Origin of the sequence: Terribium retamae, assembly GCF_022347545.1 — a bacterium.
GTDB classification, from domain to species: Bacteria; Pseudomonadota; Alphaproteobacteria; order Rhizobiales; family Rhizobiaceae; genus Mesorhizobium; species Mesorhizobium retamae.
Genome location: NZ_JAKREW010000038.1, coordinates 1 through 26,563 on the forward strand (window position 1 = coordinate 1; position 26,563 = coordinate 26,563).

The following is a 26,563-nucleotide window of genomic DNA, read 5'->3' on the forward strand; positions in this document are numbered from 1 at the left end:
GATGGCTTGGCCAGCAGCAGCGTGGTGACGATGGCGATCGCCATGCCGATCATGCCGTAGAAATTACCCTGCCGGCTCGTGGTCGGATGCGAGAGACCCCGCAGCGCCAGGATGAACAGGATGCCGGAGACGAGATAAAGGAAGGAGGCAACATTGACGGACATCATGGCTTCTTCAATGCCTCCATCGAGCCGGCTGGAAATTCCACCTCGGCAAATTCAGGGTAAACCTGGCGCATGATCGTCACCTGCTGGTCTTCGTTGACACGCAGCAGATACCAGGCGCCACCGTCGAGAAGCGCCAGGGTTTGAGACTTCGCCAGGATCTTGTCGGCGCCGCCCGCATCCATCACGACCTCGGTCGGGATCAGGGCATAAGGTTCGCCGTTGGGCAGTTCCTTATATTCCACCTTCGACACATCCATGGCGAAGGATTCGATCTTCACGGTGGCCAGTGCCGCTTGCATCTGTTCGATGACGATGCCGCGCAGTGCATCGACGGTCATCCCGGATGCCTTGGCCATGTGTTCAAGCACGCGCGGGGGGATGGTCTTGACCACCGTTGCATAGTCGTTGCCACGCATGGCCTTGTCGAAAGTCGTCACGGCCTGCACCAGCGCCTGGCTCTCGGTCTCCGTTGCCGGACGAGCCAGAGCGTGGCTGGCAGCAATCGACAGGAATGCAGCGGCGAGGAAAAGCTTGATGCGCTTCATCACCGGCCCGCGCTATCCTTCTTCTTGTACATCGCCAGCATGCGCTGGGTGACAAGGAAGCCGCCGAAAATGTTGACCGAGACCAGCACCAGCGCAATGAAGCCGAAGCCTGTCGCCGCGCCGGCCGCCGAAACACCGACTGCCAGCAGCGCGCCGACGACGATCACCGACGAGATCGCGTTGGTGACGGCCATCAAAGGTGTGTGGAGGGCTGGCGTCACCGACCAGACGACGTAGTAGCCGACGAAGATCGCCAGCACGAAGATGGCGAAGCGGAAGACGAAGGGATCGATTGCCCCGCCGGAAAGGGCATGAGCGGCGCCGCCGGCTGCATCGGCTACGCCAGGGTGATTGGCTGCGTCCTGCAGGGCAAGGCGCACGGCCGCACTTGCCTGGTCGAGTTGATCGAGAGCTTTCTGTAGAGCTTCCATCAGGCAGTCCCCTTCGACTTAGTCGCAGTGGGCTTCTTGGCTGCCGCTGGTTTCTTGGCAGCAGCCGGTTTAGCGGATTTTGCCGCCGGCTCGGCCGACGCGATCATCGTTGGCGGCTTGTCGGCAAAATTCGGATGCACCACCTTGCCACCGTCGGTCAGAAGCGTGGCCTTGACCAACTCGTCCTCGCGGTTGACAGCGAGCGCCTTGGTATCCTTGTCGACCAGCGTCTCAAGGAAGGCGAGCAGGTTTTTGGCGTAGAGCAGCGAAGCCGACGCAGCGATACGGCCAGCCACATTGAGATGGCCGACGATCTTGACGCCGTTATCGGTGGTGACGATCTTGCCTGCTTCAGCGCCGGCAACATTACCACCGCGTTCCACGGCTAGGTCGATCAGAACCGAACCGGGGCGCATGGAAGCAACCATCTCGGCGGAAACCAGCCGAGGAGCCGGACGACCCGGGATCAGAGCCGTGGTGATGACGATGTCCTGCTTGGCGATATGCTCGGCGGTCAAGGCCGCCTGCTTCGCCTGGTACTCCTTGGACATCTCCTTGGCGTAGCCACCGGCCGTCTCGGCCTGTTTGAACTCGTCATCCTCGACCGCGATGAACTTGGCGCCGAGAGACTGGACCTGTTCCTTTACGGCCGGACGCACGTCCGTGGCGGTAACCACCGCACCGAGACGACGCGCCGTCGCGATGGCCTGCAGGCCAGCGACACCCACCCCCATGATAAAGACCTTGGCCGCCGGCACAGTTCCCGCGGCCGTCATCATCATTGGTAAGGCGCGGTCATATTCGGCTGCCGCGTCGATCACAGCCTGGTAGCCAGCAAGATTGGCCTGGGAGGACAACACATCCATCACCTGTGCACGCGTGATGCGCGGCATGAATTCCATGGCGAAGGACGTCACGCCCGCTTTGGCAAGCGCAGCGACACCGGCATCATTGCCGTAAGGATCCATGATGGCGATAACCGCCGCACCCTTCTTGTAGCTCCTGAGTTCCGCCTCGCTGGGGCGGCGAACCTTGAGCACGACATCGGCTTTCGCGACGTCGGCCGCCTTGCCACTGGCTGCTCCAGCCTTGGTGAAATCAGCATCGGGAATGCGCGAGGCGAGGCCAGCCCCCGTCTCGACGATCACGTCGAAACCGAGACTGATGATGCGTTTTACCGTGTCGGGAGACGCAGCAACGCGCCCCTCGTTCGCATCGATCTCGCGAGGTATGAATACGACTTGTCCCACCGCATGATCCTTTCGGCTGGAACTCTGTTCTGATGCGAACACCGGCCGAACGGCCGGCGCCGTCCCATGCGAGATGGGGAGATCTTATCGGAGAATGAAGCCGCCGACCGCCAGGATGATCAGGAACAGGATGGTTCCCGAAAAGAACCCGCCGGCGAAGAAACCGAAGGCCATGGCGACGAGCAGCGCGGCGCAGAAAAGCGATCCGTATTTCGCGAGTGCGACGAAGCCCGCGTAAGTTCGCTCGTGCTCTGCATAGTCCATCTGGGCACCCAGTTCGACAGGACCAGTCGGCGCGTGATCAGCCATCAGTATTCCCCTCCGGAAACGTCTTAAGCGCACATAGCGAAAAGCGCCGCCGAGGGCAATGGCGCTGTTGCCGCATGGTGGGCGACAACAGCGTCAAGATAATGTTGAAAGCCGGAGGCTCGGAAATCAGTTCAGCCCGCCAGGTTTGGAAAGAGCCCGAGCAAGCCTGCGACGATTAGATAAAGCGCGATGATGTAGTTCAACAGCCTCGGCATGATCAGGATCAACACGCCAGCGATCAACGAGATCAGCGGTGTCAGCGTTATGGCGGAAATGGTCATGGTCGGTCTCCATCTATGGCGAATGCAGGATCAGAGCCTTCTTGTCGGCGTTATGGCCGACAACACCTGATTCTCAGGCGGCGTCTCGGAGATACTTTGCTGTCGGCAGGATTGTTAGTGGTGCGAGTTCGCCGGGCTTAGGCTTAGCGAAGAGCATACGACGTTCCGCTGCAGTCGAACGAAAGAATGGAAACCGCGCGTAATATCGATCCCGATTGGCATAAGCGTCGGTACGAAACAATACCACACGCCTTTGGATACCGGGGTAGGATCGCAGTTCGCTGATCTGTTCGGAATAATAGACGCGCCTGTAAAAACCCGCGTGGTCCTCGCGGACCGTTGAAAGGCCGTATGGGGCCTCGAAATAAAAGCAGGCCATTCCAGCCAGCCGCAAGGTCACATAGGCAAGTTGCGGATAGACGCGGGTCCAATCAGGGTCGGAAGCGAAACGGCTCATACAGACGAACGTATCACCCGCTTCAAGCATGGGATAAATGATATCCCCAAACGCTTTGGTCGAGGGCGACATGGGTGTTTTAAGAGTAACATGATGAATACGCATCGTGCTGACGAGGCGCTGCTCAACGTAAACGCCAAACCGATAGACATTTGGCACTTCGTCCAACTCGTCGCTGATCGTATGGCTTAAGTTGTCCGAAACCATATCACTGGATCGGAAGGCTTTATATCGAAGCCGATATATGTCTTCCAGGTCTTCACCTTTGTCGCAGCGCCGGTACTCGGACTTGTTGAGAAGTTCAAATACCTTCTCGCTTAAGCTCGGTCCATTAAAGGCAACAGCCTTCGAATCCTCAGCGCTGCCGCCGGGCTCACCCTGCCTGCTCATAACATTTCCCCGTACACCACCGCGGTCGGGAGCCTATGCACCAGAGTTGACATGTAAAGGTGAAAATACGTTAGTCTTCATTGACTTTTCGTTAACCTTAACGCCGCTCCATTCCTCCGGAATGCGTATTGAGTTCAAAATTTCACGATCGTTAGCCGAAGCTCAATTCGCGCTTATCTTGGAACGAATGGCACCCAGATTCGGCCGTTTACGCGGTGCCGCAATATCGTTGGCGAAGGGCCAGATCGTGCTCGACATCGTTTCGATGCCCGAAGCGCTCAACGCAGATCCGAACAGAAAGCCTTGCGCGAGATCCGGCTCGATCTGCTGCGATAGAATCTTGAGCTGCTCGAAGGTCTCGACACCTTCGATTGTCACGCTCAACCCGAGCGAACGCGAGAGGCTGACGATGCCCTTCAGCAACTCCAGCGAACGTGGGCTCTGCACGACGTCAATCAAGAACGAACGGTCGATCTTGACCTTGTCGAGCGGGAGCTTGTGCAGGTAGCTCAAGCTCGAATAGCCTGTGCCGAAGTCGTCGAGAGCAATACGCACACCGAGCTTCTTGATTTCCTGGATCAGTTCACGCGTCTGCGCCTTGTCATCGAGAAGCGCAGTCTCGGTGACCTCGATTTCAAGCCGGTTTGGTGCCAGCTTGGCACCGTCAAGTGCGGCTCGTACCTTGGCGACGACATCGCTGTCGCGGAAGTCCTTGGCAGAGAGATTGACCGAAACCGAGATGTGGCTCGGCCATTTTGCGCACTCCGCGCAGGCCGCCTTCAGCACCAGTTCGCTGACCTGGGAAATAATGCCCATTTCTTCCGCCAGCGGGATAAAGATGGCGGGCGAAATCGGACCAAGGTCTGGATGATCCCAGCGGCAAAGCGCCTCGCAGCTCACGATGCGCATCGTCTCCATTGCGACAATCGGCTGATAGACAATGCGCAGCGCATTGGCTTCGACGGCCGAACGCAGATCTGCCTTCATCAGCTGCCTGTTGCGGAATGCGGCATCCATGGAGGCTTCGAACAAGCGCCAACCGTTTTTGCCCAGATCCTTGGCTTTGTAGAGCGCGAGGTCGGATTTGACGATCATCTCATCAACGGTGGTGCCGTCGACACGCGAGAGAACGGCTCCCGCACTGGCCTGGATGCGCAGCGCATGCCCGGCGACGTCCACTTCGCCCTCCAGGCCGGTGAAGATCCGCTCAACCAGTTCGGAGAGATATCCCTCGTCTTCGACCCGGTCGAAATACAGCATGAACTCGTCACCACCGAAGCGGCTTATCGTGACGCCTGGCGCGGAAAACACGGAAAGCCGCTCCGCGGCGGCATAGATCAGCCCGTCGCCGACCGGATGGCCGAGCGTGTCATTGATGCTCTTGAAGTCGTCGAGATCGATCACGACCAGCCCGCACTGACGGCTACGGTCCCCTCCCGACATCGCCTCGCTGACCAGTTCGTGGAAATAGGCACGATTCATCAGTCCTGTCAGGCTGTCATAGCGGGCCATGAAACGGATGCGTTCTTCGGCTGCTACACGCTGCGTGACATCCTCAAAAGTGACGACGCCGAGTTCCTGGGATCCTTCTCGAGCCGAAAATTCGTAATGCTGCCCGTTGGTCAGCGAAACAAGGACCTTTCTGTCGCGCCCTTCCCGCAAGGCCCGAGTGAGTTGTGCTTCCACATAGCGACAGTCCTTGGCCGCGAGCAGACCGCCCGCCACCCCTCTCATCAACAAGGAATGAATAGATCGTCCCAGAAGCTGATCCGACGATTTGAGTGACATGAGGTGAGCTGCTTCGGCATTGGCGACCACCACCTTACCAACCGAATCAAGCATAACCAGGCCATGTGGCATCGTGTTGAGTGCTCGGCCAAAACGCTGAAACAGGCGAGTTGCTTTTTTTTCCTCGGTTATTGCCGTGAACAATATGGCGCGCATTGAATGTGCCAGCTTGCTGATGGCGAACATGAAGGGGATGATGAAGAGGCCGAGAACAACGTTGTAGAAATCCCCTTTCATGATGAGGCCGATGGCGATTGGCGCCACAATCGAAAGTGTCAGGATCGCAACCATCTTGATCGAACCAAAATTGCGGCCCGCAATGGTTACGGTGGTGGCCAATACCATCGAGATGGCGGCGATCTCGCCGAACATATCGGGCACCACATGGACACTGACGAAAGCGAATAGCCCAATCGCCAGTCCGTGCGCGGTGCCTGCGATGATGTAGTAACGCTCCCATGCGAGTGCGGACCGGTAGGTCCTGATCCTGGCTGGGTCCACCCGGCGAATAGCCAGGTACCGGCCAAGACTGACTGCGGTCATCAGGAACGCGAGCGCGACATAAATCAGCGCACCGGTTTTCAAGAAAACGAGGAGAGCCACCGCGCCTTGCGTGAAAGCGCCGACAATCAGCAGGCTTGCGTCGTGGAAAAGCGAACGAACAAAGCCAACATAGACGTCTTCAGAGATGTCGTCGGGTCGATCTACATTCATGGCCTGGGCGCCGCACCAGCCAATCTCTTGCCACAGCCGCCTTAAGAAAGGCTTAGAATAGCTAAAATTAGCTGTGTCTTAGTCAGCATGCAAATGCCTGTCCTGCAACTGGTATTTGGTCGGAGGACAGCCCAATCCAAGCCCATTATTCGGCTGCCTGCAGCCGCACTTCCTCGGTCTCGTGCAGGCGTTTGATCAGCCTGGTCCGCTCGCCAGCCGCCCTCGCGATAGCGGCGTGTTTGACATGGCCGTACCCCCGCACCATCGACGGCAAGGAAGCAAGGGCTGCCGCCGCCTCGACCCTGCCGGGGTTGAGCGACCGGGCAATGAGATCCAGGTCCTCTTCGAATTGCTTCAGCAGCTGCCGCTCGCCTCGACGCTCGGCCGTATAGCCGAACGGATCGAATGCACTACCGCGCAACCCTTTCAGCACCGCCAACATGCGGAAAGCCTTCATCATCCAGGGGCCAAAACTGGATTTTCTCGCTTTACCGCCCGCATCGCGACGACCTAAAATGGGCGGCGCCAGATGAAATTCGAGCCCGGCGTAGCTCTCGAATTGCTGTGATAAGGAACGCATGAAAGAGCCGTCGGTGTAAAGCCGCGCGACCTCGTATTCATCCTTGATCGCCATCAGCTTGAACAAGCTGCGCGCCGTTGCCTCCGTCACGACAGTCGAGCCTGGGATTGCCCTGTTTTCGGCCGCGCGCATCGCCGCGATGCGGTCGGAATAACGCTTGCCATAGGCAGCATTTTGATAGGCCGTAAGGAAGGTCACGCGCCGAGCAATGATCTCATCGAGTGTCTCGGCAATTGGTTGGGTGCCCTTGACCTGCCGCTCGACCTGGCCCCGCACAAAGTCGGGATCATGCGCCGCACGCCGTCCCCAGCGGAAGGCCGCTACATTCATCGCCACCGCTTCACCGTTCAGCTCGATTGCCTTTTCGACCGCTTCGGCCGAGAGCGGTAATCCGCCATGCTGGAATGCAAAACCCAGCATGAACATATTGGCGCCGAGCGAATTGCCGAACAGTGCAGCCGCGGTACGCGTAGCATCGAAGAAATGGGCATTTTCCTCGCCGGAGGCTTGCCGGATCGCCTTCTTCAGGCGCTCTGTCGGCAGCGAGAAATCTGCTGAGCGCGTGAACTCGCCCGGCATGACCTCGGCTGTGTTGGCGACAAAGATCGTGTGGCCCTCCCGCACAGCCCCCAGCACCTTCTTGGCGCCGGAGACGACCAGATCACATCCGAGGATAAGATCGGCCTTGCCGGCGGAGACGCGGATGGTGTGGATGTCGTCCGGCGTACGGGCGACGCGCACATGCGTGAACACCGAGCCGCCTTTCTGGGCAAGACCCGCCATGTCGATCATGCCGCAGCCCTTGCCTTCGAGATGAGCGGCCATGCCGAGTATGGCCCCGACCGTGACGACCCCCGTGCCGCCGACGCCGTCGATGATCGCTGCCCAGCCGTCTTTGCCGAGAGGGAATGCGGATGGCTGCGGCACACCCTCCAGCGGGTCGACCTCGCCGGCAACACCGCTTGCCTTCCTGACCTTGGCGCCATGCACCGTGACGAAAGACGGACAAAAGCCGCTCAGGCACGAAAAGTCCTTGTTGCAGGACGATTGGTCGATCTTGCGCTTGCGGCCGAACTCCGTCTCGACCGGCTGGATCGAGACACAGCTGGATTGCACCCCGCAATCGCCACAGCCTTCGCAGACCAGTTCATTGATGAAGACACGCTTGTCCGGGTCCGGAAACGTGCCCCGCTTGCGCCGGCGCCGCTTCTCGGCGGCGCAGGTCTGGTCATAAAGCAGAACGGAGACGCCCCTGACCTCCCGCAATTCGCGCTGGACGCGGTCGAGCTCGTCACGATGATCGATGGTCACACCGGCAGGAAACTCGGCGCGGCCGGCATATTTGTCCGGCTCGTCGGTAACGACAGCGATCCTGTCGACACCCTCAGCGCGCACCTGGCGCGCAATCATGTCGACCGTCAATCCGCCTTCATGCGGTTGCCCGCCGGTCATGGCGACGGCATCGTTGTAAAGTATCTTGTAGGTGATGTTGGTGCCCGACGACAAAGCGAAACGCAGCGCCAGCGTACCGGAATGGTTGTAGGTTCCGTCGCCGAGATTCTGGAAGATATGGTCGCGCTTGGAGAAGGGCGCCTGGCCGACCCACTGGGCACCCTCGCCGCCCATGGCGGTGAAACCGACGGTGGATCGATCCATCCAGAGCGCCATGAAATGACAACCGATGCCGGCCGCCGCGATCGAACCGTCCGGTACCTTGGTCGAGGAATTGTGCGGGCAGCCGGAGCAGAAGAAAGGCGTCCGCGATCCGATGTCCTTGGTGTCGGCCAGCATCGCCTGGAATTGCTTCAGTTTGGAAATGCGCTGGGTGATTTCTTCCGACGGGCCGATGGTCCTGATGATGCGGTCGCCCAGGGCGATAGCGATCTCGTTCGGGTCGAGTGCCCCCTTGGCCGGAAACAACCAGTCGCCGCGCTCATCTTTCTTGCCGACGATGCTCGGTTGATTTGCGGTGCCGTAGAGGTTCTCGCGCATCTGTACTTCGATCAGCGAGCGCTTTTCCTCGACCACCACGATCGCCTCCAAGCCGCGCGCGAAATCGGCGACGTGCTGGAAATCGAGCGGCCAGGGGCAACCGACCTTGAACAGGCGGATCCCCAGCCGGTTCGCTGCCGCTTCATCGATGCCGATGTCTTCGAGCGCCTGGCGTACGTCGAGGTAGCTCTTGCCGACGGTGACAATGCCGAGTTTCGGCTTTCGGCCGCCTGAATAGACAATGCGGTTCAGCCCGTTCTCGCGGATGAACGCCGCCATTGCGGCGCGCTTGCCTTCATGCAGCCGCGCCTCCTGTCCGAGTTGGTCGAGTTCATTGCGGATGTTGAGCCCGCCGGCCGGCATCTCGAATTCAGGGATGACGATACTGAGACGGTCCAGGGAAACCTCGACCGAAGCGGTCGACTCGATGTTGTCTTTCACGCATTTGATCGCCGTCCACGTGCCGGCGAAACGCGACATGGCGAAACCAAGCAGGCCGTAGTCGATCAGTTCCTGCACACCGGCGGGATTGAGGACGGGAATCATAGCGTCGACGAACGCGAATTCCGTAGCGTGCGCATTGGTGGACGATTCGGCGTTGTGGTCGTCACCCATCAGGGCCAGGACACCACCGTGCCTGGAAGAACCGGCAAGATTGGCATGGCGGAACACGTCGCCGGACCGATCCACGCCCGGCCCCTTCCCATACCAGACCGAGAAGACACCATCGTGCCAGCCCTCACCCAACAGTTCAGCCTGTTGCGAGCCCCAGCAGGCCGTCGCGGCCAGCTCTTCATTGAGGCCCGGCTGGAAGACGATATCGGCGGCAGAAAGTTGTGCCTTGGCCCGCCAGAGTTGCTGATCCAGCCCACCGAGTGGCGAGCCGCGATAGCCCGAGACAAAACCCGCGGTGTTGAGGCCGGCCAGCCGGTCGCGCTCGCGTTGCATAAGGAGCATGCGCACGACCGCTTGTGCGCCCGACAGAAAAACACGTTCCTTGGAGAGATCGAATTTATCGTCGAGCGAAACGTCGTGCAGCGTCATTGTACCTTCCCGTGCGAAGCCGTTCGGATTCGCCACATCGACCTGGATCGGCGGGCAGTCTTTCCACCTCGACAGGTCACGTCAATTCAATTCGGCTGGATAGGCATCAACTTCGACATACGTCCATCGCGCTTTCGACCGCCGGGCGCAATATTCACCAGCCTGCGAAACGCTGCGGCCTGAGCCAGACTTGTGATGGGTTTCCATCGCCGGAGAACACCGCATCCACCAGCCAGCGCGCGGTTGCCGGCGCTGCATGCATGCCGATCGAACCCATGCCGCCGTGCAGGTAAAGACCATCGACCGCTGTACGCCCCGCCACCGGCAGCCCGTCCGACAACATAGGCCTGTTTCCCGGATAGACATTTTTCACCGCCGGCGAACCCAGCCCCGGGATCATTCGCAGCGCCCGGGCGGCGATGCGGCTGGGCATGTCGGTATTGCGCAGCAAATCCCGGAAGGCCGGCTGCACGGACGCGCCCAGTCGGGCGTCGCCACCACGCATCGGGTTGAGGCAGATGGCTTCCACCCCTGACCTGTCGTCCTTCTGGGCCGCCACATCCGCCAATCCGTCCAGAGACAGACGGCCCAGTTGCTCCTGATCCGGCCAGGTCAACTCTTCGACGATCCAGGGCAATTCGAAATTCAGCTTGCCGAGTTGGATCAGCCAGCCACGCCCCGCCGTAAAAGGCAGGCCGGGCAGCGGACCGTCGCCGATTGTCCGACGCAGCATGTCTGACATCCAGAGGCCGTTGGCGATGAACACCATGTCGGCAGAAATAATGCCGTCGTCCGTCAGGACACCCTCTACCTTGCCACCGCGCGAAATGATCTGCGCCACCCGCAAGCCGGTCCTGAAGCAGGCGCCCGACAGGCGGGCCGCATGGGCAAAGGCGTGGGTGGCGCCCATCGGTTCCAGCGTCCATGCCCGCTCGACGAAGTAACCACCGGCAACGTTGAAACCGAGCCTCGGATAGTCTCGTGCCAGTTCGCCACCACTCACTTTCTCCATGCCGACACCAGCTTCACGATACCGCTGGGCGACGCCAGCCGTCTCTTCGAAACTTCCATCGTCTTCCGAGATCAGCAGATGACCGATCCGTCCGAATTCGAAGGGAACTGGACCGGAGGCTAGCTCCGCATAAATCTCCACGCTCTTGTCCAGCATTTCGACCACCTCGTGCTGTGGCCCCGATAGCAGCGTTCCCGTGTTTCGCCCGGATGATTCCGCGGCGACGAGACTCTGTTCGATCACCGTAACCGTCACTCCGCGCGCGACCAGTTCATACGCCAGCGTGCACCCCGCAATGCCGGCGCCGATGACGATCGCCGTGATCGTTCGTTGTGTCATGTCATGTCCTCCCCCTTTTGGTATTCTCGTATACGAGTATACAGATTCGATTTGACGAACAAGAGGCTTTGCTGCACGAGGAGTTGCTCAACCGGGATGGCTGCATGGATAGGCTGGGTACGATCGGAAAAAGCAGAAGCGTGAGGCCGCAAACCGCGGCGGACGGGGTGACCGCAATTCTGCGCGAGGCCATCGCCACGGGCACTTTGGCGCCGGGAGCGGCGTTGCGGCAGGATGAACTCGCCAGGGAGTTCGGCGTCAGCCGGATGCCGGTTCGGGACGCGCTACGCTATCTCGAAGCCGAAGGTCTTGTCGCCATTCATCCAACACGAGGCGCGGTCGTTGCGGCAATGAATGCGGCCGATATCGCCGAGCTTTACGCATTGCGCGAACTGCTCGAAGCAGAAGCGCTAAGGCTTTCAATGCAAAAGCAGAATCCCGACAGCTTACGGTACGCCGCCGGCGTGATCGAACAGCTCGATCGGGAAACCGACGTGGGCCGCTGGGGGCAACTCAACCGCGAGTTCCACTTGGCTCTCTATCGCGATTGCGGCAACCGGCGCCTGCTGGATTTGATTGAAGCGCAGCACACCGCCGCCGACCGTTACGTCCGCATCGTGCTCTCCAATCTCGACTATCGCGAACGGTCCCAGGACGAGCATCGCTCCATGCTGTTCGCCTGCATGCAGGGCGACGAAAAGGCTGCGGTCAGCCACTTGACCCGTCATTTCCGCGATGCCTGTACAGCCTTGCTTGATTACATGGCTTCGCGGGAGCGCTAGAGCAATTCCAGGAAAAGTACGCAGCGGTTTTCCGTCCGGAATTGCGAAAACAAGGAGTTGGAGCATTGGAGGCGATTCAGTTTTCGCTGGGAATGCTCTGAGGTCAGGCTTTCGGGCAGGCCGGCTTTTCTGCGCCCGGCAACCTGCCATCCGGGTGACCGGCCAGTTCCGGATTGAGCTCATAGACGGGACCCGTCACCAGGGGTCTGTCCGGCAGTACGCTCTGATCCTGCGTGGACATCAGCGTCGTTTGCAAGGTCTGCAACAGCTTGCCGCCAGCGTCTTCGATCCGGATGGTGACCGCATAGGGCCGGTCCTTCACCACACAGGTCAGCGGCGGGCTGGTCAGCGTGACATGCTTAAGCTTCGGCCAGATCGGCTGGTTCACGACAAAGGGAGCGCCGCCTGCCGGGTTGTCGAATGTTGCGACCGCTACCTGCCCCTCTTCCATCGGCCGGAGCGGGTTCAGCGTGACGACATAGGTGGCGCGGGCCAAACGGTAGTTGAACTCGAAGAGCCGACCGGACACTCGGAAATAGTCGCCCTCCTCCGACTGCCGGCAGGCGCTCACTGTGGCTGCGGCCAACAATGCCGTTGCCAACGCTATCGCCCGGAACGGACTTGCCAAAGGCCTAGCCTCAGTCACGACTGACCTCCCGAACAGCTTTGCGGCGCTGATAGTGGCGGCTGGCCTTGCGACGGTTGCCGCATACTGCCATGTCACACCATAGCCGGCTGGAATTGCGGCTGCGATCCAAAAACAGCCAGCGGCAATTGCCGCATATCCGCAAACGACGCGTATCGCCGCCTAGCAATGACGTCGCGGAAACAGCAAGTGCCGCCTCGAAAGCAAGCGGAGTAGCAGGATCGCCAAATGGCCTTTCCGCACCTCCAAGCCGTTCTGCGCTTGCAGTGAAACCCTTGCTGCAAGCCTTGAGAAAAACGGACAGGTGCCCGGTGTTGAAAGCCCCTGCCGGAACAGCATCCCGAAAAAGTCGGTCGGTCGCTTCGCGGATTTCCAGCACGACCGGCGCTATCTTCTCGGCGTCGTCCACTTTCAGGCGCCGGCCACCCAGTTCCTCACTTCGGAACATGCTTGCCGCTTCGGCGAAACGGGTAATCTCGGCCCGGTCTTCGAAACGATCGAAATTGCGCTCGGGATCGCCTCGCAACACCACCGTATTGGCGGTATCGAGCGCGAGTGCGCCACCAGCGAAACGGTGTTGGATCCAGGAAACGGCCATAGTGAAATCTAACCACTAATATGCATTTGACAAGTTAGAATCGACGCGGCAGCCTGCTCCCACCTCGGGATGGTCCGTGGCCAGCGGCTCGACATGCTTTACTTTTTTCAGCAGGTTCTGAACGGACTGCATTCAGGCGCGCTCTACGCGCTCCTAGCCTTTGGCTACGCGCTGACCAACGGCATTCTACACCGCACCAATCTTGCCTACGGGGCGCTGTTTGCCTTCTGCGGACAAACGCTGATCCTGGCAGCAGTGTTCGGTTACCAGGTCCTGTGGCTGACGCTGCCGGCGTCCATCCTGTTTGGGACGGTGATGGCTTTCGCCTATGCTGCCCTTGCCAGCCATCTGCTGGCCCGATGGCTGTTCGAACCGCTGGCAGATCGCTCGCCCAATACAATCGCGGCTGCGACACTCGGCGTTGCTTTGATCCTCACAGAACTGGCACGCATCGCAGCCGACACACACGACCTTTGGCTACAGCCGATACTCGGCACGCCGATCGTCTTTGCCGAGACACATGGCTTCAAGGCGACACTGACCGTCATTCAGCTCGTGAACTGCGCTGTCGTCGCACTTGTCCTCATCGCCGGTTCGCTCGTCCTGGCACGCTCCCGGTTCGGCCGGCTATGGCGCGCGGTTTCCGATGATCCGCACGCTGCCGCCATGTGCGGAACCGACGTGCACAAGGTTTTTCGTACCTCCGTCGTGGCTGGCGGGCTTTGTGCGGCATCAGCCGGCGTCCTCGCATCTCTCTACTATGGCAATCTCGGCTTCGGCGCCGGTATGATCTATGGCCTGAAAGTGCTGTTCGTCACAGCTGTCGGCGGTTATCTCTCGCCGCAACGCGCGGCAGCCGGCGGCATGGCTTTCGGCTTGGCCGAATCGTTGTGGACCGGCTATTTCGTGGCCGAATGGCGCGACGCCTGGATGTTCCTCTTTCTGGTTGCGATTCTGGTCCTCGCCGGAGCTGGCCGAGACGAACGCCAGCGGGTTTGATTTCATTAAACTTTCGTCGCATGTCGCCACTCGACGCCTGCGAAAACTGGGGGCTGGCATAATTCCGCCTCACAACGGCAAGGGGTCATGTTGACCCACGAGCCAGGACGCAGCATACCGTTGGTCCACGCAGGTGCGGCGCAAAAAGGGGAGCAGCACGCCCTGCCCATCAGGGAGGTTTATATGGAAGGGCTTCTGGCTCTGTCCCGAGGTGTTGATCGTCTCAACGAATTCATCGGAAAATGGGTATCCTGGCTGATCCTGGTCTCGATCCTGGTCAGCGCCGGCAATGCGATCATCCGCAAGGTGTTCAACGTCTCGTCCAACGCCTGGCTCGAGCTGCAATGGTACCTGTTCGGCGCCGCCTTCATGCTGGCGGCCGCCTATACGCTCAAGCAGAACGAGCACATCCGGATCGACATCGTCTACGGGATGTGGTCGCGCCGCGTTCAGCACTGGATCGACTTGATCGGCCACCTCTTCTTCCTGATGCCGTTCGTGCTTCTGATGGTCTACATGTTCGTGCCCTTCACCCTGCACTCCTTTCAGTCAGGGGAGGTTTCGACGAATTCCGGCGGCCTGATCATTTGGCCCGCCAAGGCCATCCTGCTGGTCGGATTTTTCCTTCTGGCGCTTCAGGGCATCTCGGAGATCATCAAGAAGATCGCCATCATGCGCGGCGACATTGAAGACCCCAATCCATTCATATCCGTCCATGAACAGGCTGAACTCGAAGGCAAGGCACTCGCAGAAGAGGTGCGCTCGTGATCGAGTTCATCGCGCAGAACATGGCGCCGATCATGTTCGCTTCGCTGATCGTTTTCCTGCTCTTCGGTTATCCGGTCGCCTTTTCGCTGGCAGCAACCGGCCTCGCTTTCTTCGCCATCGGCGTGGAGCTGGCTCCCTTCTCCGGCGGTTCGATCAACCTGTCCTGGCCACTGCTCTGGGCACTGCCGGAGAACTTCTACGGCAACAGGGTGATGTCGAACGATGTGCTGCTGGCCATCCCGTTCTTCACCTTCATGGGCATCGTGCTGGAACGTTCCGGCATGGCGGAGGATCTGCTCGATACGGTCGGTCAGCTGTTCGGCCCGATCCGCGGCGGCCTCGCCTATGCCGTCATCTTCGTCGGTGCGCTGCTCGCCGCCACAACGGGCGTGGTTGCCGCCTCCGTTATCGCCATGGGCCTGATCTCGCTGCCGATCATGCTGCGCTACGGCTACGATCGCCGCGTTGCCTCCGGCGTCATTGCTGCATCGGGCACACTGGCGCAGATTATTCCGCCGTCGCTTGTGCTGATCGTGCTTGCCGATCAGCTCGGGCGTTCAGTGGGCGACATGTATGCCGGCGCGTTGATCCCCGGGCTCGTGCTGACCGGTATCTACATGAGCTACATACTGGTGATGTCGATCATCCGGCCGAATTCGATGCCGGCACTGCCGCTTGAAGCGCGCACGCTCGGCCAGGGTGTCTGGTCGCTGGTCGTGGCTCTACTGGCGGCCGGCGCGATCGGCTACTTCGCCTATCGCTATCTCGAGCCAACCCAAGGCGCGAATGCGGACATCCTCGCCGCCACCCTCGCGGTCATCGTAGTCTATATCGTTGCCGTCGCCGACAAGATGCTCGGCTTAAACGTGATGTCCAGGTTGGCGCAACAGGTGGTGATCGTACTGATCCCGCCGCTGGCGCTGATCTTTCTGGTTCTCGGCACCATCTTCCTCGGCATCGCCACGCCGACGGAGGGCGGCGCCATGGGTGCGGTCGGTGCACTGGTCATGGCGGGGCTGAAGGGGCGGCTGACGCTCGACGTCATCAAACAGGCCCTCGCCTCGACGACCCGGCTGTCATCCTTTGTGCTGTTCATCCTGATCGGCGCGCGCGTCTTCTCGCTGACCTTCTATGGCGTCAACGGTCATCTGTGGGTCGAGCACCTGCTGGTTTCATTGCCCGGAGGCGAACTCGGCTTCCTGATCGTCGTCAACATCCTTGTCTTCGTTCTGGCCTTCTTCCTCGATTTCTTCGAACTGGCCTTCATCATCGTGCCGCTACTCGCACCAGCGGCGGACAAGCTCGGAATCGACCTCGTGTGGTTCGGTGTGCTGCTAGGCGTCAACATGCAGACGTCCTTCATGCATCCGCCCTTCGGTTTTGCGCTGTTCTATCTGCGTTCGGTGGCTGCGCGCGTGCCCTATCTGGACCGCATCACCGGAAAGCAGATTGCTCCGGTAACAACGGGACAGATTTACTGGGGCGCGGTGCCATTCGTCTGCATCCAGGTGCTGATGATCGGCCTGACCATCGCCTTTCCGCAGATGGTCATGCACTACAAGGGCGCCACCGTCGATCCGAGCACGATCGAGATCAAGGTTCCGGAACTGCCCGGCATGGGCCTGTCCCCGCTCGGCTCGCCTCCCGCCGATGGCGGGGCGACGCCCGCGCAACCAGCAGCCCCTGGTACGGATTTGTCGCAACCGCCCAATTTCGGCGGCGATCAGCCAAACCAGCAACCGGCGCCGTCGACGCCAGATCTTTCGAAGCCACCCAGCTTCAATTGACCCAACCGAGCAGCCACACAAAACAACCCCGGAGCGTACTCCGGGGTTGTTTTGTTCCAAAGGGCTATCAGATCTTGCCGCCGCGCTGCTGCAGCATCATGAAGGTATCGAACGTATATTCCGACACCTGTGCCCATAGATAGGCGTCACGCCGAAACGCGACCTGATCGTCAAAGATTTTCTTGAATGCAGCGTTCGACGCCGAAATTTCCGCATAGGTTGCATTTGCGGCATCGAAACAGGCGGCCAGGATATCCTGGCTGAAGGGACGCAGTTGCGCGCCTCCGGCCACCAGCCTTTTTAAAGCGGCCGGATTCTTCTGATCATAGCTGGCCATCATATCACAATTGGCAGCCTGACAAGCGGAGGTCAGCGCCGCCTGATAGGCTTTCGGCAACTCATTCCACTTGGCGAGATTGACCAGGAGATTGAGCGTTGGACCACCCTCCCACCAGCCTGGATAGTAGTAATAGGGTGCGACCTTCTGGAAGCCAAGCTTCTCGTCATCGTAAGGACCGACCCATTCGGCTGCGTCGATCGTGCCCTTTTCCAAGGCCGGATAGATGTCGCCGCCAGCGATCTGCTGCGGAACCAGGCCCAGCCTCTGCAGCACCTTGCCGGCAAAGCCGCCGACCCGCATCTTGAGGCCCTTGAAATCTTCGACGGTCTTGATCTCCTTGCGGAACCAGCCGCCCATCTGGGCACCGGTGTTGCCGCAAGGCAATCCATAGAGCCCCTGCGTGGCATAGAACTCGTTCAGCAGCTCATTGCCCTTATTGTAATACAGCCAGGCATTCATCTGCCGGTCATTGAACATAAACGGCACCGCGGTTGCCAACGCGTAGGTCGGATCCTTGCCCCAATAATAGTAGGACGCCGTGTGGCAGCATTCGACCGTTCCTGCCGCAGCCGCATCGGCCGCCTGCAGGCCCGGCACCAATTCACCCGAAGCGAAGACCTGGATATCGAAATTGCCGTCCGTGGATTCGCGAACATATTTCGCCATCGTCTGCGCAGCGCCAAAGATCGTGTCGAGCGCCTTCGGAAACGACGACGTGCATCGCCAGGACAGTTTTGGCAGCGACTGCGCTATCGCCGGCATTGCCAGACTTGTCGCTGCCCCGATCGCGCCTGCACCGGCAAAGCCGGCGTTCCTCACAAATGAACGACGATCCATTCTGCTTCCTCCCTCGCCTGGATCTAAGAAGCGCCGAATGGCTTGTTTTCATGTCGCCCAGCCGGCGCTGGCCCCATGATGCATGGCTTCTGGACCAAGTCCAGTGACGCGCACGGCACGTGCAACAAAAAGCCCGGGAGCAATGCTCCCGGGCTCCTCATTTTGGGTTGTCGCTCAGATCAGAGCTTGTTGCCGCGCTGCTGGATCATCATGAAGGTGTCGTAGTTGTACTCGGCCACCTGCGCCCAAAGATAATGCTCCTTACGGAAGCCCTTGATCGAGTCCCAGATCTTCTTGAAGTCGGCGTTTCCGGATTCCATTTCAGCATAAACTTCGTTCGCCTTGTCGAAGCATGCCGCCAGGATTTCCTGACTGAACGGCCGCAGCTTCGCGCCGGATGCCACCAGCGACTTCACCGCGGCAGGATTCAGAAAGTCGTACTTCTGCAGCATGTTGGCGTCCGCGGCCTGGGCCGCAGTGTGCACCAGCGACTTATAGTTGGCCGGCAGTTCCTCGAACTTCGCCTTGTTGAACAGCAGGTGAACAGTCGGACCACCTTCCCACCAGCCGGGGTAATAATAATAGGGAGCGACCTTCTGGAAGCCGAGCTTCTCGTCATCGTACGGACCTACCCACTCGGCGGCGTCGATGGTGCCTTTCTCCAGGGCGGGATAGATGTCGCCGCCGGCGATCTGCTGCGGAACGACACCCAGCTTCTCGACCACCTTGCCGGCGAAGCCGCCGATGCGCATCTTGAGGCCCTTGAGATCCGCGACGGTGTTGATCTCCTTGCGGAACCAGCCGCCCATCTGCACGCCGGTGTTGCCGCCCGGGAGGCCATAGAGACCCTGCTTGCCCAGGAACTCGTTGAACAGCGCGATACCGCCGCCGTGATAGTGCCAGGCGTTCATGCCGCGTGCGTTGAGCGCGAACGGCACCGCAGCACCCAGCGCCCAGGTCGGATTCTTGCCCCAATAATAATACGCGACAGTATGGGCGGCCTCGACGGTTCCAGCAGCAGCCGCATCCGCCGCTTGCAGACCGGGGACGAGTTCGCCGGAAGCAAAGACCTGCACGGTGAAATTGCCGTCGGTCGCTTCCGAGACCATCTTGGAGAACACTTCGGCTCCACCGTAGATCGTATCCAGAGACTTCGGGAAGGACGAGGTCAGCCGCCAGGTCACTTTAGGATTGGATTGGGCGATAGCCGGAGCCGCGAGTGTCGTGGCGACGGCCGCCGCTCCCGCACCGGTAACACCGGCTTTGCGGATGAACGAACGACGATCCATGAAGTTCCTCCCTTTTTGGATCAACGGGCGAATATGAAAATAAAGAGAATTTTCCGATTTGGTGGGTTGTACCCGGGCAGACAATACACGCCGTTCCCCTCGTGTCCAGCGAGCGCCAAGGCCTCTGGAGCAGCCTTTTCCATGCTCTGCGACTATAGTCTAACGACAGGATCGTGCATGGCTTGCATGTCTCGGCGAAGCCATAAACTTGTCGTGGAAAAGCGCTTCGGCATCGCCTATTTTATAGGCATTCCAGTTTTGGACCCCAACGGAACCCGTATCTAAAATGCAGCAGCCGCTCGTCGCCGTCTCGACCGATGTCCGCCAGTTCGACAACTACACCTGGCACGCAGCCCCCCGGCAATATCTGGAAGCGGCAATTGCCGGCGCCGGTGTGTTCCCGGTCCTCGTCCCCTCCTTTGGCGACCGGCTCGATCTCGACGAACTGCTGTCGTCGGTCGACGGGGTGATGATGACCGGCTCGAAGTCGAATGTGCACCCCTCGCTTTATGGCGGCGATGCCAGCGAAGCCAACGGACCCTATGACCCTGATCGCGACGCAACAACCTTGCCGCTCATCCGCAAGGCAATCGAGCGCGGCGTGCCACTGCTGGCCATTTGCCGTGGAATCCAGGAAATGAACGTGGCACTCGGAGGCTCGCTGGCCACCGAAATCCAGGAACGCGATGGTTCACTTGACCACCGTGCTCCGGTTTCCGACAATCAGGACGAGCGCTTCGCCATCCGCCAAAGCGTCAGCATCAAGCCGGGCTCATGCCTGGCAGGTGTTTTCGGCGCCGGTGAAGTCATGGTGAATTCCGTGCATCGGCAGGCTGTTGACCGGCTTGGTGCGAAACTGCAAGTCGAGGCGGTGGCGACCGACGGTACGGTCGAGGCTGTTTCGGTGCGGGATTCCCGCTCCTTTGCCGTCGGCGTGCAATGGCACCCGGAATATTGGGTCAAAAGCGACAGCGTCTCGCAGCGGGTCTTCAAGGCGTTCGGTGATGCTGTGCGCGCACATGCTGCCGCTAGGACCGCGACCCGCGCCGCAGCCGAATAACGCTCATTGCCGGCGCCAGATATACCTGCCTTGCAGTCGCGGTAGACGGAGTCGCTGCGCGCTTTTCCTGGGATTTCTCCAGCCACAGCGCCGATAGGCGGGGTGCGATTTCCATCGCATTCTATTTTTCGGTTCGCTAAACTACACCGGGGTTGAGGGTGACCGGGTGGCATTCAGTGCGGACGAAATTGCCGGGCATCCGGCCCTCCATCGTGTTGTTCGCAGTCAGGCGAAAGCGCTGTTGGCAGCATATCAAAGCTCGCCCCGGCTCTCTTCCGTATTCGCTACACAGCAGCGCTGGCTGATGGCCCATGCCGGCCTGGCCCTTTATTTTCGCCAGGGCGCGTTAACGACTGCGCGTTTCCTTCAACTGGTCGAACAGCACTCCGTGGCCAGCCGAAACACGGCCGACGCCTTCATCAAGGAGATGCTGCAATACAACTATGTCGAGCTTCTGCCCGGTACCGACCGTCGTTCGAATCCGCTTCGTCCGACCGACCAGACGCTGCAAACCCTGGCTGCATGGGCGGTGGTTCATCTTACGACATTGGATGGGCTTGACGGCGGCAGGCGCTTGGAAGCTTTTGCTTCCAGGCCCGATGCGCTTTCCCGCCTCGAACCTTTGATAGCCGATGGCTTGCTCACATCGAGTCCGATCCGCTCCCCTGAGAAAACCTTTTCATTGTTCACCTGGCTCAACAATGGCGGCGTGGTCATGGAATGGCTGATCTCGGGTGTAGAGCCTGGCCTGATCGAGCAGGATCGCATCCCCACCGGGGTCGTTTCAATTGGCGAATTCGCCAGTTTGTTGAAGCTCTCGCGCACGCATCTGGCACGCAAGCTGCGCGAGGCGGAAGACCTCGGCAGCGTTGGCTGGCTAGGCCAACGCGGTAACTCCACAATGTGGCTGTCCCGCGGTTTCTACCACGAATACATGGGCGCCCAGGCCGTGAAGCTCGCCATCATCGACGAGGCCTTCGAGCAAGGCCTCACCGCAGCGTGATCAGCCGGAGCAGCCGTCATTTGGCCAGCCGATCTGCATGCCACTTCAAATGATCGTCCATGAAAGTCGAGATGAAATTGTAGGAATGGTCATAGCCATCCTGCATGCGCAACGTGAGCGCGATGTCGGCCTTATTACAGACTTCCTCGAGCAGCCACGGACGCAGGCCTTCGTCGAGGAAGCCATCTGACGTACCCTGATCGACCAGCAGTTCGGGAAAGCGATAGCCGTCCTCGATCAGCAGCGTCGCGTCGTAGGCGCGCCAGGGCTTCTCGCCGGCACCAAGATACTTCTCCAGCGCCGGCTTCGACCAGCCTGCCGTCGTCGGCTGCACGATCGGCGCAAAGGCGGAACAGCTCTTGAAGCGGTCCGCATGCTTTAACGCGATGGTCAGCGCGCCGTGACCGCCCATGGAATGACCGAATATCCCTTGCCGCGCCATGTCGGCTGGGAACTGCTGCGCAATCAGCGCCGTCAGCTCCTCAGTCAGGTAGGAATACATGCGATAGTTCTTTGCAAAGGGCTCTTGCGTTGCATCGACATAGAAGCCGGCGCCCTGACCGAACTGCCAATTGTCCTTCTCATCAGGCACGGTCTCGCCGCGCGGGCTGGTGTCGGGGCAGACGATCATGAGGCCAAGTTCCGCGGCCATCCGCCTGTATTCGCCCTTGTCCATGACGTTGGCGTGCGTGCAGGTAAGGCCAGACAGATACCACAACACCGGCACGGGCCCGTCCTTCGCCTGCGGCGGCACGAATACCGCAAAGGTCATATCGCAGGCGCAAGCATCCGACTCATGCGAATGGACGCCCTGGACGCCGCCATGCGACTTCGACGTGGAAACTGTCTTCATCAATTCAGTACTCTTCATTGCAAGGTCGAGCTGTCCCGGGAAAGGCGGTCGAGTCGCCCTTCCGTGGGCGCACTGCAATCACCCCTATCAGTAGACGACGACGCTCCTGATGCTCTTGCCTTCATGCATCAGATCAAAACCCTTGTTGATCTCCTCGAGCTTCAGCGTGTGGGTGATCATCGGATCGATCTCGATCTTGCCGTCCATGTACCAGTCGACGATCTTGGGTACATCGGTGCGGCCGCGAGCGCCGCCGAAGGCGGTGCCCATCCAGGTGCGCCCCGTCACCAACTGGAACGGGCGGGTCGAAATCTCCTGACCCGCCCCTGCGACACCGATAACGATCGACTTGCCCCAGCCGCGATGTGCAGCTTCCAGCGCCTGGCGCATCACCTTGACGTTGCCGGTGCAGTCGAAGGTGTAGTCGGCACCGCCGATCTGGTCGGCACCGCGCTTGGTCAGATTGACGAGATAGGGAACGATGTCGCCATCGATCTCCTTCGGATTGACGAAATGCGTCATGCCGAAGCGCTCGCCCCACGCCTTCTTGTCGTTGTTCAGATCGACGCCGATGATCATGTCGGCACCGGCAAGCTTGAGCCCCTGGATGACGTTGAGGCCGATACCGCCCAGGCCGAAGACAACTGCGGTCGCGCCCTCTTCCACTTTTGCGGTGTTGATGACGGCGCCAATGCCCGTGGTCACGCCGCAGCCGATGTAGCAGATCTTGTCGAACGGTGCGTCCGGATTAACCTTGGCCAATGCGATTTCGGGAAGCACAGTGAAGTTCGAGAAAGTCGAACAGCCCATATAATGGAAGATCTTGTCCTTGCCGATCGAGAAGCGCGAGGTGCCGTCCGGCATCAGGCCCTGGCCCTGGGTGGCACGGATCGCGGTGCACAGATTGGTCTTGCGCGACAGGCATGACGGACAGGAGCGGCATTCCGGCGTGTAGAGAGGGATGACGTGATCGCCCTTCTTCAGGCTGGTGACTCCCTTGCCGACGTCGACGACGACGCCGGCACCTTCATGGCCGAGGATCGCCGGGAAGATGCCTTCCGGGTCGGCTCCTGAAAGCGTGAACTCGTCGGTGTGGCAGATGCCGGTCGCCTTCACCTCCACCAGCACCTCGCCTTCGCGAGGTCCCTCGAGATCGACTTCCATGATCTCCAAAGGCTTGCCAGCGGCAACGGCAACGGCGGCGCGGGTTTTCATGCTTCTTCTCTCCAACAGATTTTGGGTCGCGCCAAGCGGCATGCCGCTCGGCGGGTCAGACTGAGGCTAGAGTCCTAGCTCCTCGAAAGCGATCGTACCAGCGACGCATCATCACATGGATACGAAACAATCGATCCGCCTGATCAGCATAGTGATTGTTAGCGGAGCGTGAATGACAGGGCCACCCCGAGAAAGAGAGCTGGTATAGGCAATTGGTGGGGTCCCCGCCAATTGCCCCTGCCGAGATCAGGCCATTATGTGCCTCTCTCTGACGCCACCGGTGCGCGGAAACGCCTCAGCCGCAGCGCATTGCTCAGAACGAAAACACTGGACAGCGCCATGGCGCCGGCAGCCAGCATCGGCGACAGCAAGGTTCCATTGAGCGGATAGAGCAATCCCGCCGCCACCGGCACCAAAGCCGCGTTGTAGCCGAATGCCCAAAACAGGTTCTGGCGGATATTGCGGATGGTCGCCTTCGACAGCGCCAAGGCATTGGCAACACCGACGAGATCGCCGGACATCAAAACGACATCCGCGCTCTCAATGGCGATGTCGGTGCCGGTACCGATCGCGATGCCGACATCGGCGGTTGCCAGGGCCGGCGCATCGTTGATACCGTCACCCACAAAAGCGACCCGGGCGCCATCGCAGGCGAGACGACGGATCGCCTCGACCTTGCCTTCGGGCAGCACCTCGGAAATCACTTCATCGATGCCGATCTGCCGGGCGATCGCCTTGGCCGTGTGGCGATTGTCGCCGGTCACCATCACGACCTTCAGGCCAAGCGCGTGCAACGCTTTGATGGCTGCAGGAGTCGACGCCTTGATCGGGTCGGCGACTGCGATAATCGCAGCAAGTTCGTCATCGATGGCGGCATAGAGTGGGCTCTTGCCCTCATTGGCCAGGCGTTCGACCACCGGAGCAAAGGCGGAGACATCCAGGCCAAGCCGCGTCATCAGCCGATCTGCGCCGACTTCCACCTGGCGGTTGCCGATCCAGGCGCGCGCACCGAAACCGGGTATGGCCTCGAAGTCACCCGCCGTAGCAAGCCTCAGACCACGTTTTTCAGCAGCCCTCACGATTGCTTCAGCCACCGGATGTTCCGAGCGGGTTTCCACAGCAGCGATGAGGCCAAGCACCTCGGCCTCGTCGAAACCGTCGGCGACGATGAAGTCGGTCAGTTCCGGCCGGCCTTCCGTCAACGTGCCGGTCTTGTCCAAAGCGATGACGGACGCATCGCGCAAAGTCTGCAGCGCATCGCCCTTGCGGAAAAGAACGCCCATTTCCGCCGCGCGCCCGGTGCCGACCATGATCGAGGTTGGTGTCGCCAACCCCATCGCACATGGACAAGCGATGATCAGCACCGCGACCGCATTGACCAGCGCAAAGGACATGGCCGGATCTGGCCCGAACAAAAACCAGACGCCGAAGGTAGCGACGGCAGCGGCGATCACCGCCGGCACGAACCAGCCCGTCACCTTGTCGACCAATGCCTGGATCGGCAGCTTGGCACCCTGCGCGGTCTCGACCATGCGGATGATCTGCGCCAGCAAGGTTTCAGAACCCACCTTGGTGGCACGGAAGGAGAAGCTGCCGGTCTTGTTGATCGTGCCACCGATCACTTCCGAACCGGCACCTTTGGCAACCGGCACCGGTTCGCCGGTGATCATGGCCTCGTCGACAAAGGAAGAGCCCTCGACGATCTCGCCGTCGACGGCAATCTTTTCTCCGGGCCGCACCACCACGATGTCGCCGGAACGCACTTCCCGTAGCGGCACCTCGACGGCAATGCCATCGCGCATCACACGCGCGGTCTTGGCTTGCAGTCCAACCAGTTTCTTGATCGCTTCGCCTGTCCGTCCCTTGGCGCGGGCTTCGAGGAAGCGGCCGAGCAGGATCAGCGTTACGATGACGGAAGCGGCCTCGTAATAGACATTGCCTGTGCCGGCCGGCAGCACGCCCGGAAGAAAGGTCGCGACGACCGAATAGGCCCAGGCAGCACCGGAGCCGAGCGCAACCAGGGCATTCATGTCGGGCGCGCCCCTGAGCAAAGCGGGCACACCTTTGGCGAAGAAGCGCAGCCCAGGCCCGAACAGCACCAATGTGGTCAGCACAGATTGCAGCCGCCAGCTCCAAATGCCGAATGTCGCCATCACCCAATGATGGAAGGCAGGCACGAGATGCGCTCCCATTTCCAGCACGAAGACCGGCAGGGTTAGGACGAGCGCAATGGCCAGGGCCCGTTGCAGTGAGGCCATTTCCGAAGCGCGATTGTCTGCCTCGCGGGCGTCGGCGGCATCTGCCATAGCAGAACGGGCCTCATAGCCAGCTGCCTGAATTGCGGCTTCGAGAAAAGATACCTCGACCGCACCGGCTACGACCGTCACCGTCGCCAGTTCCGTCGCGAGGTTGACACTGGCGTCTGAGACACCCGGCACCGCCTTGAGTGCGCGTTCGATGCGGGCCACGCAGGAAGCGCAGGACATGCCCTTGATGGTAAGTTCAATCGTTTTGCTGCGTGCCTGGTAACCGGCGCCGGCCACTGCAGCCAGCACGGGAGCGAGATCCGGTTTTCCTGAAAAGGCTACCTCGGCGCGCTCCGTTGCCAGATTGACGCTGGCGGAAGCAACACCTGGCGCGGCTGCAATGGCTTTTTCAACGCGACGCACACAGGAGGCACAGGTCATGCCTTCGATGCCGACCTGGAAGGTTGCGCCAACCTCCGGCGCGGCGGCAGGGAACAATTTCTGGGAAACGGCGTTCATGGCTGCAACTCTCTTTTTGAGCGGTTGCTCAGGGAGATAAAGCTTCCAGTCATGGTAAGGTCAAGAGAGCATCACGCCGTGTGACATCGTCGCAGCGGCGACGTTTGGCGCCTGTGAAAAAGGCGCTTGACCTTACCATGACTGGAAGGTGCAGATCGTAAAGCCTGAGTTTTGACAGACGTGTCCGAAGCCCTTCTGCAACACCGTTGCAGCCAGGACGTGGACCCGGAAAGGAAACAAGGGCGATGACTAAGCAACACCGTTACGTGGCAGGATCGCAGGACGGCGGCAGGTCCTGGCGAGGCACCGCTATAGCGCGGGA

At 60.2% G+C, this 26,563-nt stretch carries 23 protein-coding genes; 6 read left to right on the top strand and 17 right to left on the bottom strand.

The window, feature by feature from the left end; translation table 11 throughout:
- From L4923_RS24880 to L4923_RS24925, 10 genes are all read right to left on the bottom strand, one after another.
- Positions 1-164 (bottom strand): NAD(P)(+) transhydrogenase (Re/Si-specific) subunit beta (locus tag L4923_RS24880; protein WP_239369825.1); only part of this gene is annotated, 164 nt, incomplete at its 3' end.
- Positions 164-712 carry a hypothetical protein gene (locus L4923_RS24885; RefSeq protein WP_239369798.1) on the bottom strand — a complete coding sequence of 183 codons (549 nt, stop codon included), beginning with the start codon at positions 710-712 and terminating at the stop codon, positions 164-166. The genes L4923_RS24885 and L4923_RS24880, both read right to left, overlap by 1 nt.
- On the bottom strand, positions 712-1,143 hold the full coding sequence (locus tag L4923_RS24890) for an NAD(P) transhydrogenase subunit alpha part 2 (RefSeq protein WP_239369799.1): 432 nt from the start codon (positions 1,141-1,143) through the stop codon (positions 712-714). The genes L4923_RS24885 and L4923_RS24890 overlap by 1 nt, the downstream gene beginning before the upstream one ends.
- A complete protein-coding gene (locus tag L4923_RS24895; protein WP_239369800.1) occupies positions 1,143-2,393 on the bottom strand; it encodes a Re/Si-specific NAD(P)(+) transhydrogenase subunit alpha in 1,251 nt (416 codons plus the stop codon). Before L4923_RS24895 ends, L4923_RS24890 begins: the two co-directional genes overlap by 1 nt.
- 84 nt (positions 2,394-2,477) lie before the next feature.
- Positions 2,478-2,702: an aa3-type cytochrome c oxidase subunit IV gene (locus L4923_RS24900; protein WP_239369801.1), complete on the bottom strand. Its 225-nt coding sequence runs from the start codon at positions 2,700-2,702 to the stop codon at positions 2,478-2,480.
- A 131-nt stretch (positions 2,703-2,833) separates the two neighbouring features.
- Entirely contained in the window at positions 2,834-2,983 is a 150-nt protein-coding gene (locus tag L4923_RS24905; protein WP_101939733.1) for a DUF3096 domain-containing protein, read from the bottom strand.
- Between the two features lie 73 nt (positions 2,984-3,056).
- Complete coding sequence (locus L4923_RS24910) at positions 3,057-3,830, bottom strand: N-acyl amino acid synthase FeeM domain-containing protein (RefSeq protein WP_239369802.1); 774 nt, start codon at positions 3,828-3,830, stop codon at positions 3,057-3,059.
- Positions 3,831-3,992: 162 nt separating this feature from the next.
- Positions 3,993-6,332 (bottom strand): putative bifunctional diguanylate cyclase/phosphodiesterase, encoded by a 2,340-nt coding sequence (locus L4923_RS24915; protein WP_239369803.1) that lies wholly within the window; start codon positions 6,330-6,332, stop codon positions 3,993-3,995.
- Positions 6,333-6,477: 145 nt separating this feature from the next.
- The gene (locus tag L4923_RS24920) at positions 6,478-9,948 is read right to left on the bottom strand and encodes an indolepyruvate ferredoxin oxidoreductase family protein (protein ID WP_239369804.1); all 3,471 of its coding nucleotides are present in this window, start codon (positions 9,946-9,948) and stop codon (positions 6,478-6,480) included.
- A 154-nt stretch (positions 9,949-10,102) separates the two neighbouring features.
- Positions 10,103-11,299, bottom strand: a complete 1,197-nt coding sequence (locus L4923_RS24925; protein ID WP_239369805.1) for an NAD(P)/FAD-dependent oxidoreductase — start codon at positions 11,297-11,299, stop codon at positions 10,103-10,105.
- Positions 11,300-11,439: 140 nt separating this feature from the next.
- Between L4923_RS24925 and L4923_RS24930 the strand changes: the two genes are divergently transcribed.
- Positions 11,440-12,081, top strand: a complete 642-nt coding sequence (locus L4923_RS24930; protein WP_239369806.1) for a GntR family transcriptional regulator — start codon at positions 11,440-11,442, stop codon at positions 12,079-12,081.
- 103 nt (positions 12,082-12,184) lie between these two features.
- Here the strand turns inward: L4923_RS24930 and L4923_RS24935 are convergent, their stop codons facing one another.
- Together L4923_RS24935 and L4923_RS24940 are read right to left on the bottom strand one after the other, a co-directional pair.
- On the bottom strand, positions 12,185-12,727 hold the full coding sequence (locus L4923_RS24935; protein WP_239369807.1) for a hypothetical protein: 543 nt from the start codon (positions 12,725-12,727) through the stop codon (positions 12,185-12,187).
- Positions 12,720-13,325: a CGNR zinc finger domain-containing protein gene (locus L4923_RS24940; RefSeq protein ID WP_239369808.1), complete on the bottom strand. Its 606-nt coding sequence runs from the start codon at positions 13,323-13,325 to the stop codon at positions 12,720-12,722. The genes L4923_RS24935 and L4923_RS24940 overlap by 8 nt, the downstream gene beginning before the upstream one ends.
- Before the next feature lie 93 nt (positions 13,326-13,418).
- Between L4923_RS24940 and L4923_RS24945 the strand changes: the two genes are divergently transcribed.
- The 3 genes from L4923_RS24945 (at position 13,419) to L4923_RS24955 (ending at position 16,879) form a co-directional block, all read left to right on the top strand.
- The gene (locus L4923_RS24945) at positions 13,419-14,324 is read left to right on the top strand and encodes a branched-chain amino acid ABC transporter permease (RefSeq protein WP_239369809.1); all 906 of its coding nucleotides are present in this window, start codon (positions 13,419-13,421) and stop codon (positions 14,322-14,324) included.
- Positions 14,325-14,507: 183 nt separating this feature from the next.
- Positions 14,508-15,092, top strand: coding sequence for a TRAP transporter small permease subunit (locus L4923_RS24950; RefSeq protein WP_239369810.1), 585 nt, complete (start codon positions 14,508-14,510; stop codon positions 15,090-15,092).
- Positions 15,089-16,879: a TRAP transporter large permease gene (locus L4923_RS24955; RefSeq protein ID WP_239369811.1), complete on the top strand. Its 1,791-nt coding sequence runs from the start codon at positions 15,089-15,091 to the stop codon at positions 16,877-16,879. The genes L4923_RS24950 and L4923_RS24955 overlap by 4 nt, the downstream gene beginning before the upstream one ends.
- A 67-nt stretch (positions 16,880-16,946) precedes the next feature.
- Here L4923_RS24955 and L4923_RS24960 read toward each other — a convergent pair whose 3' ends face one another.
- A complete protein-coding gene (locus L4923_RS24960) occupies positions 16,947-18,056 on the bottom strand; it encodes a TRAP transporter substrate-binding protein (protein ID WP_239369812.1) in 1,110 nt (369 codons plus the stop codon).
- A 179-nt stretch (positions 18,057-18,235) separates the two neighbouring features.
- A complete protein-coding gene (locus L4923_RS24965) occupies positions 18,236-19,345 on the bottom strand; it encodes a TRAP transporter substrate-binding protein (RefSeq protein ID WP_239369813.1) in 1,110 nt (369 codons plus the stop codon).
- A 286-nt stretch (positions 19,346-19,631) separates the two neighbouring features.
- On the opposite strand from L4923_RS24965, the gene L4923_RS24970 reads away from it, so the two are divergent.
- Together L4923_RS24970 and L4923_RS24975 are read left to right on the top strand one after the other, a co-directional pair.
- Positions 19,632-20,405: a gamma-glutamyl-gamma-aminobutyrate hydrolase family protein gene (locus tag L4923_RS24970; protein WP_239369814.1), complete on the top strand. Its 774-nt coding sequence runs from the start codon at positions 19,632-19,634 to the stop codon at positions 20,403-20,405.
- Positions 20,406-20,571: 166 nt separating this feature from the next.
- Positions 20,572-21,408, top strand: coding sequence for a hypothetical protein (locus L4923_RS24975; RefSeq protein ID WP_239369815.1), 837 nt, complete (start codon positions 20,572-20,574; stop codon positions 21,406-21,408).
- A 16-nt stretch (positions 21,409-21,424) separates the two neighbouring features.
- On the opposite strand, the gene fghA is transcribed toward L4923_RS24975, so the two are convergent.
- From fghA to L4923_RS24990, 3 genes are all read right to left on the bottom strand, one after another.
- Complete coding sequence (gene fghA, locus L4923_RS24980) at positions 21,425-22,261, bottom strand: S-formylglutathione hydrolase (RefSeq protein WP_239369816.1); 837 nt, start codon at positions 22,259-22,261, stop codon at positions 21,425-21,427.
- 87 nt (positions 22,262-22,348) lie between these two features.
- Positions 22,349-23,476: an S-(hydroxymethyl)glutathione dehydrogenase/class III alcohol dehydrogenase gene (locus L4923_RS24985; protein WP_239369817.1), complete on the bottom strand. Its 1,128-nt coding sequence runs from the start codon at positions 23,474-23,476 to the stop codon at positions 22,349-22,351.
- A 254-nt stretch (positions 23,477-23,730) separates the two neighbouring features.
- The gene (locus L4923_RS24990) at positions 23,731-26,241 is read right to left on the bottom strand and encodes a heavy metal translocating P-type ATPase (RefSeq protein WP_275448564.1); all 2,511 of its coding nucleotides are present in this window, start codon (positions 26,239-26,241) and stop codon (positions 23,731-23,733) included.
- Positions 26,242-26,563: the final 322 nt, after the last annotated feature.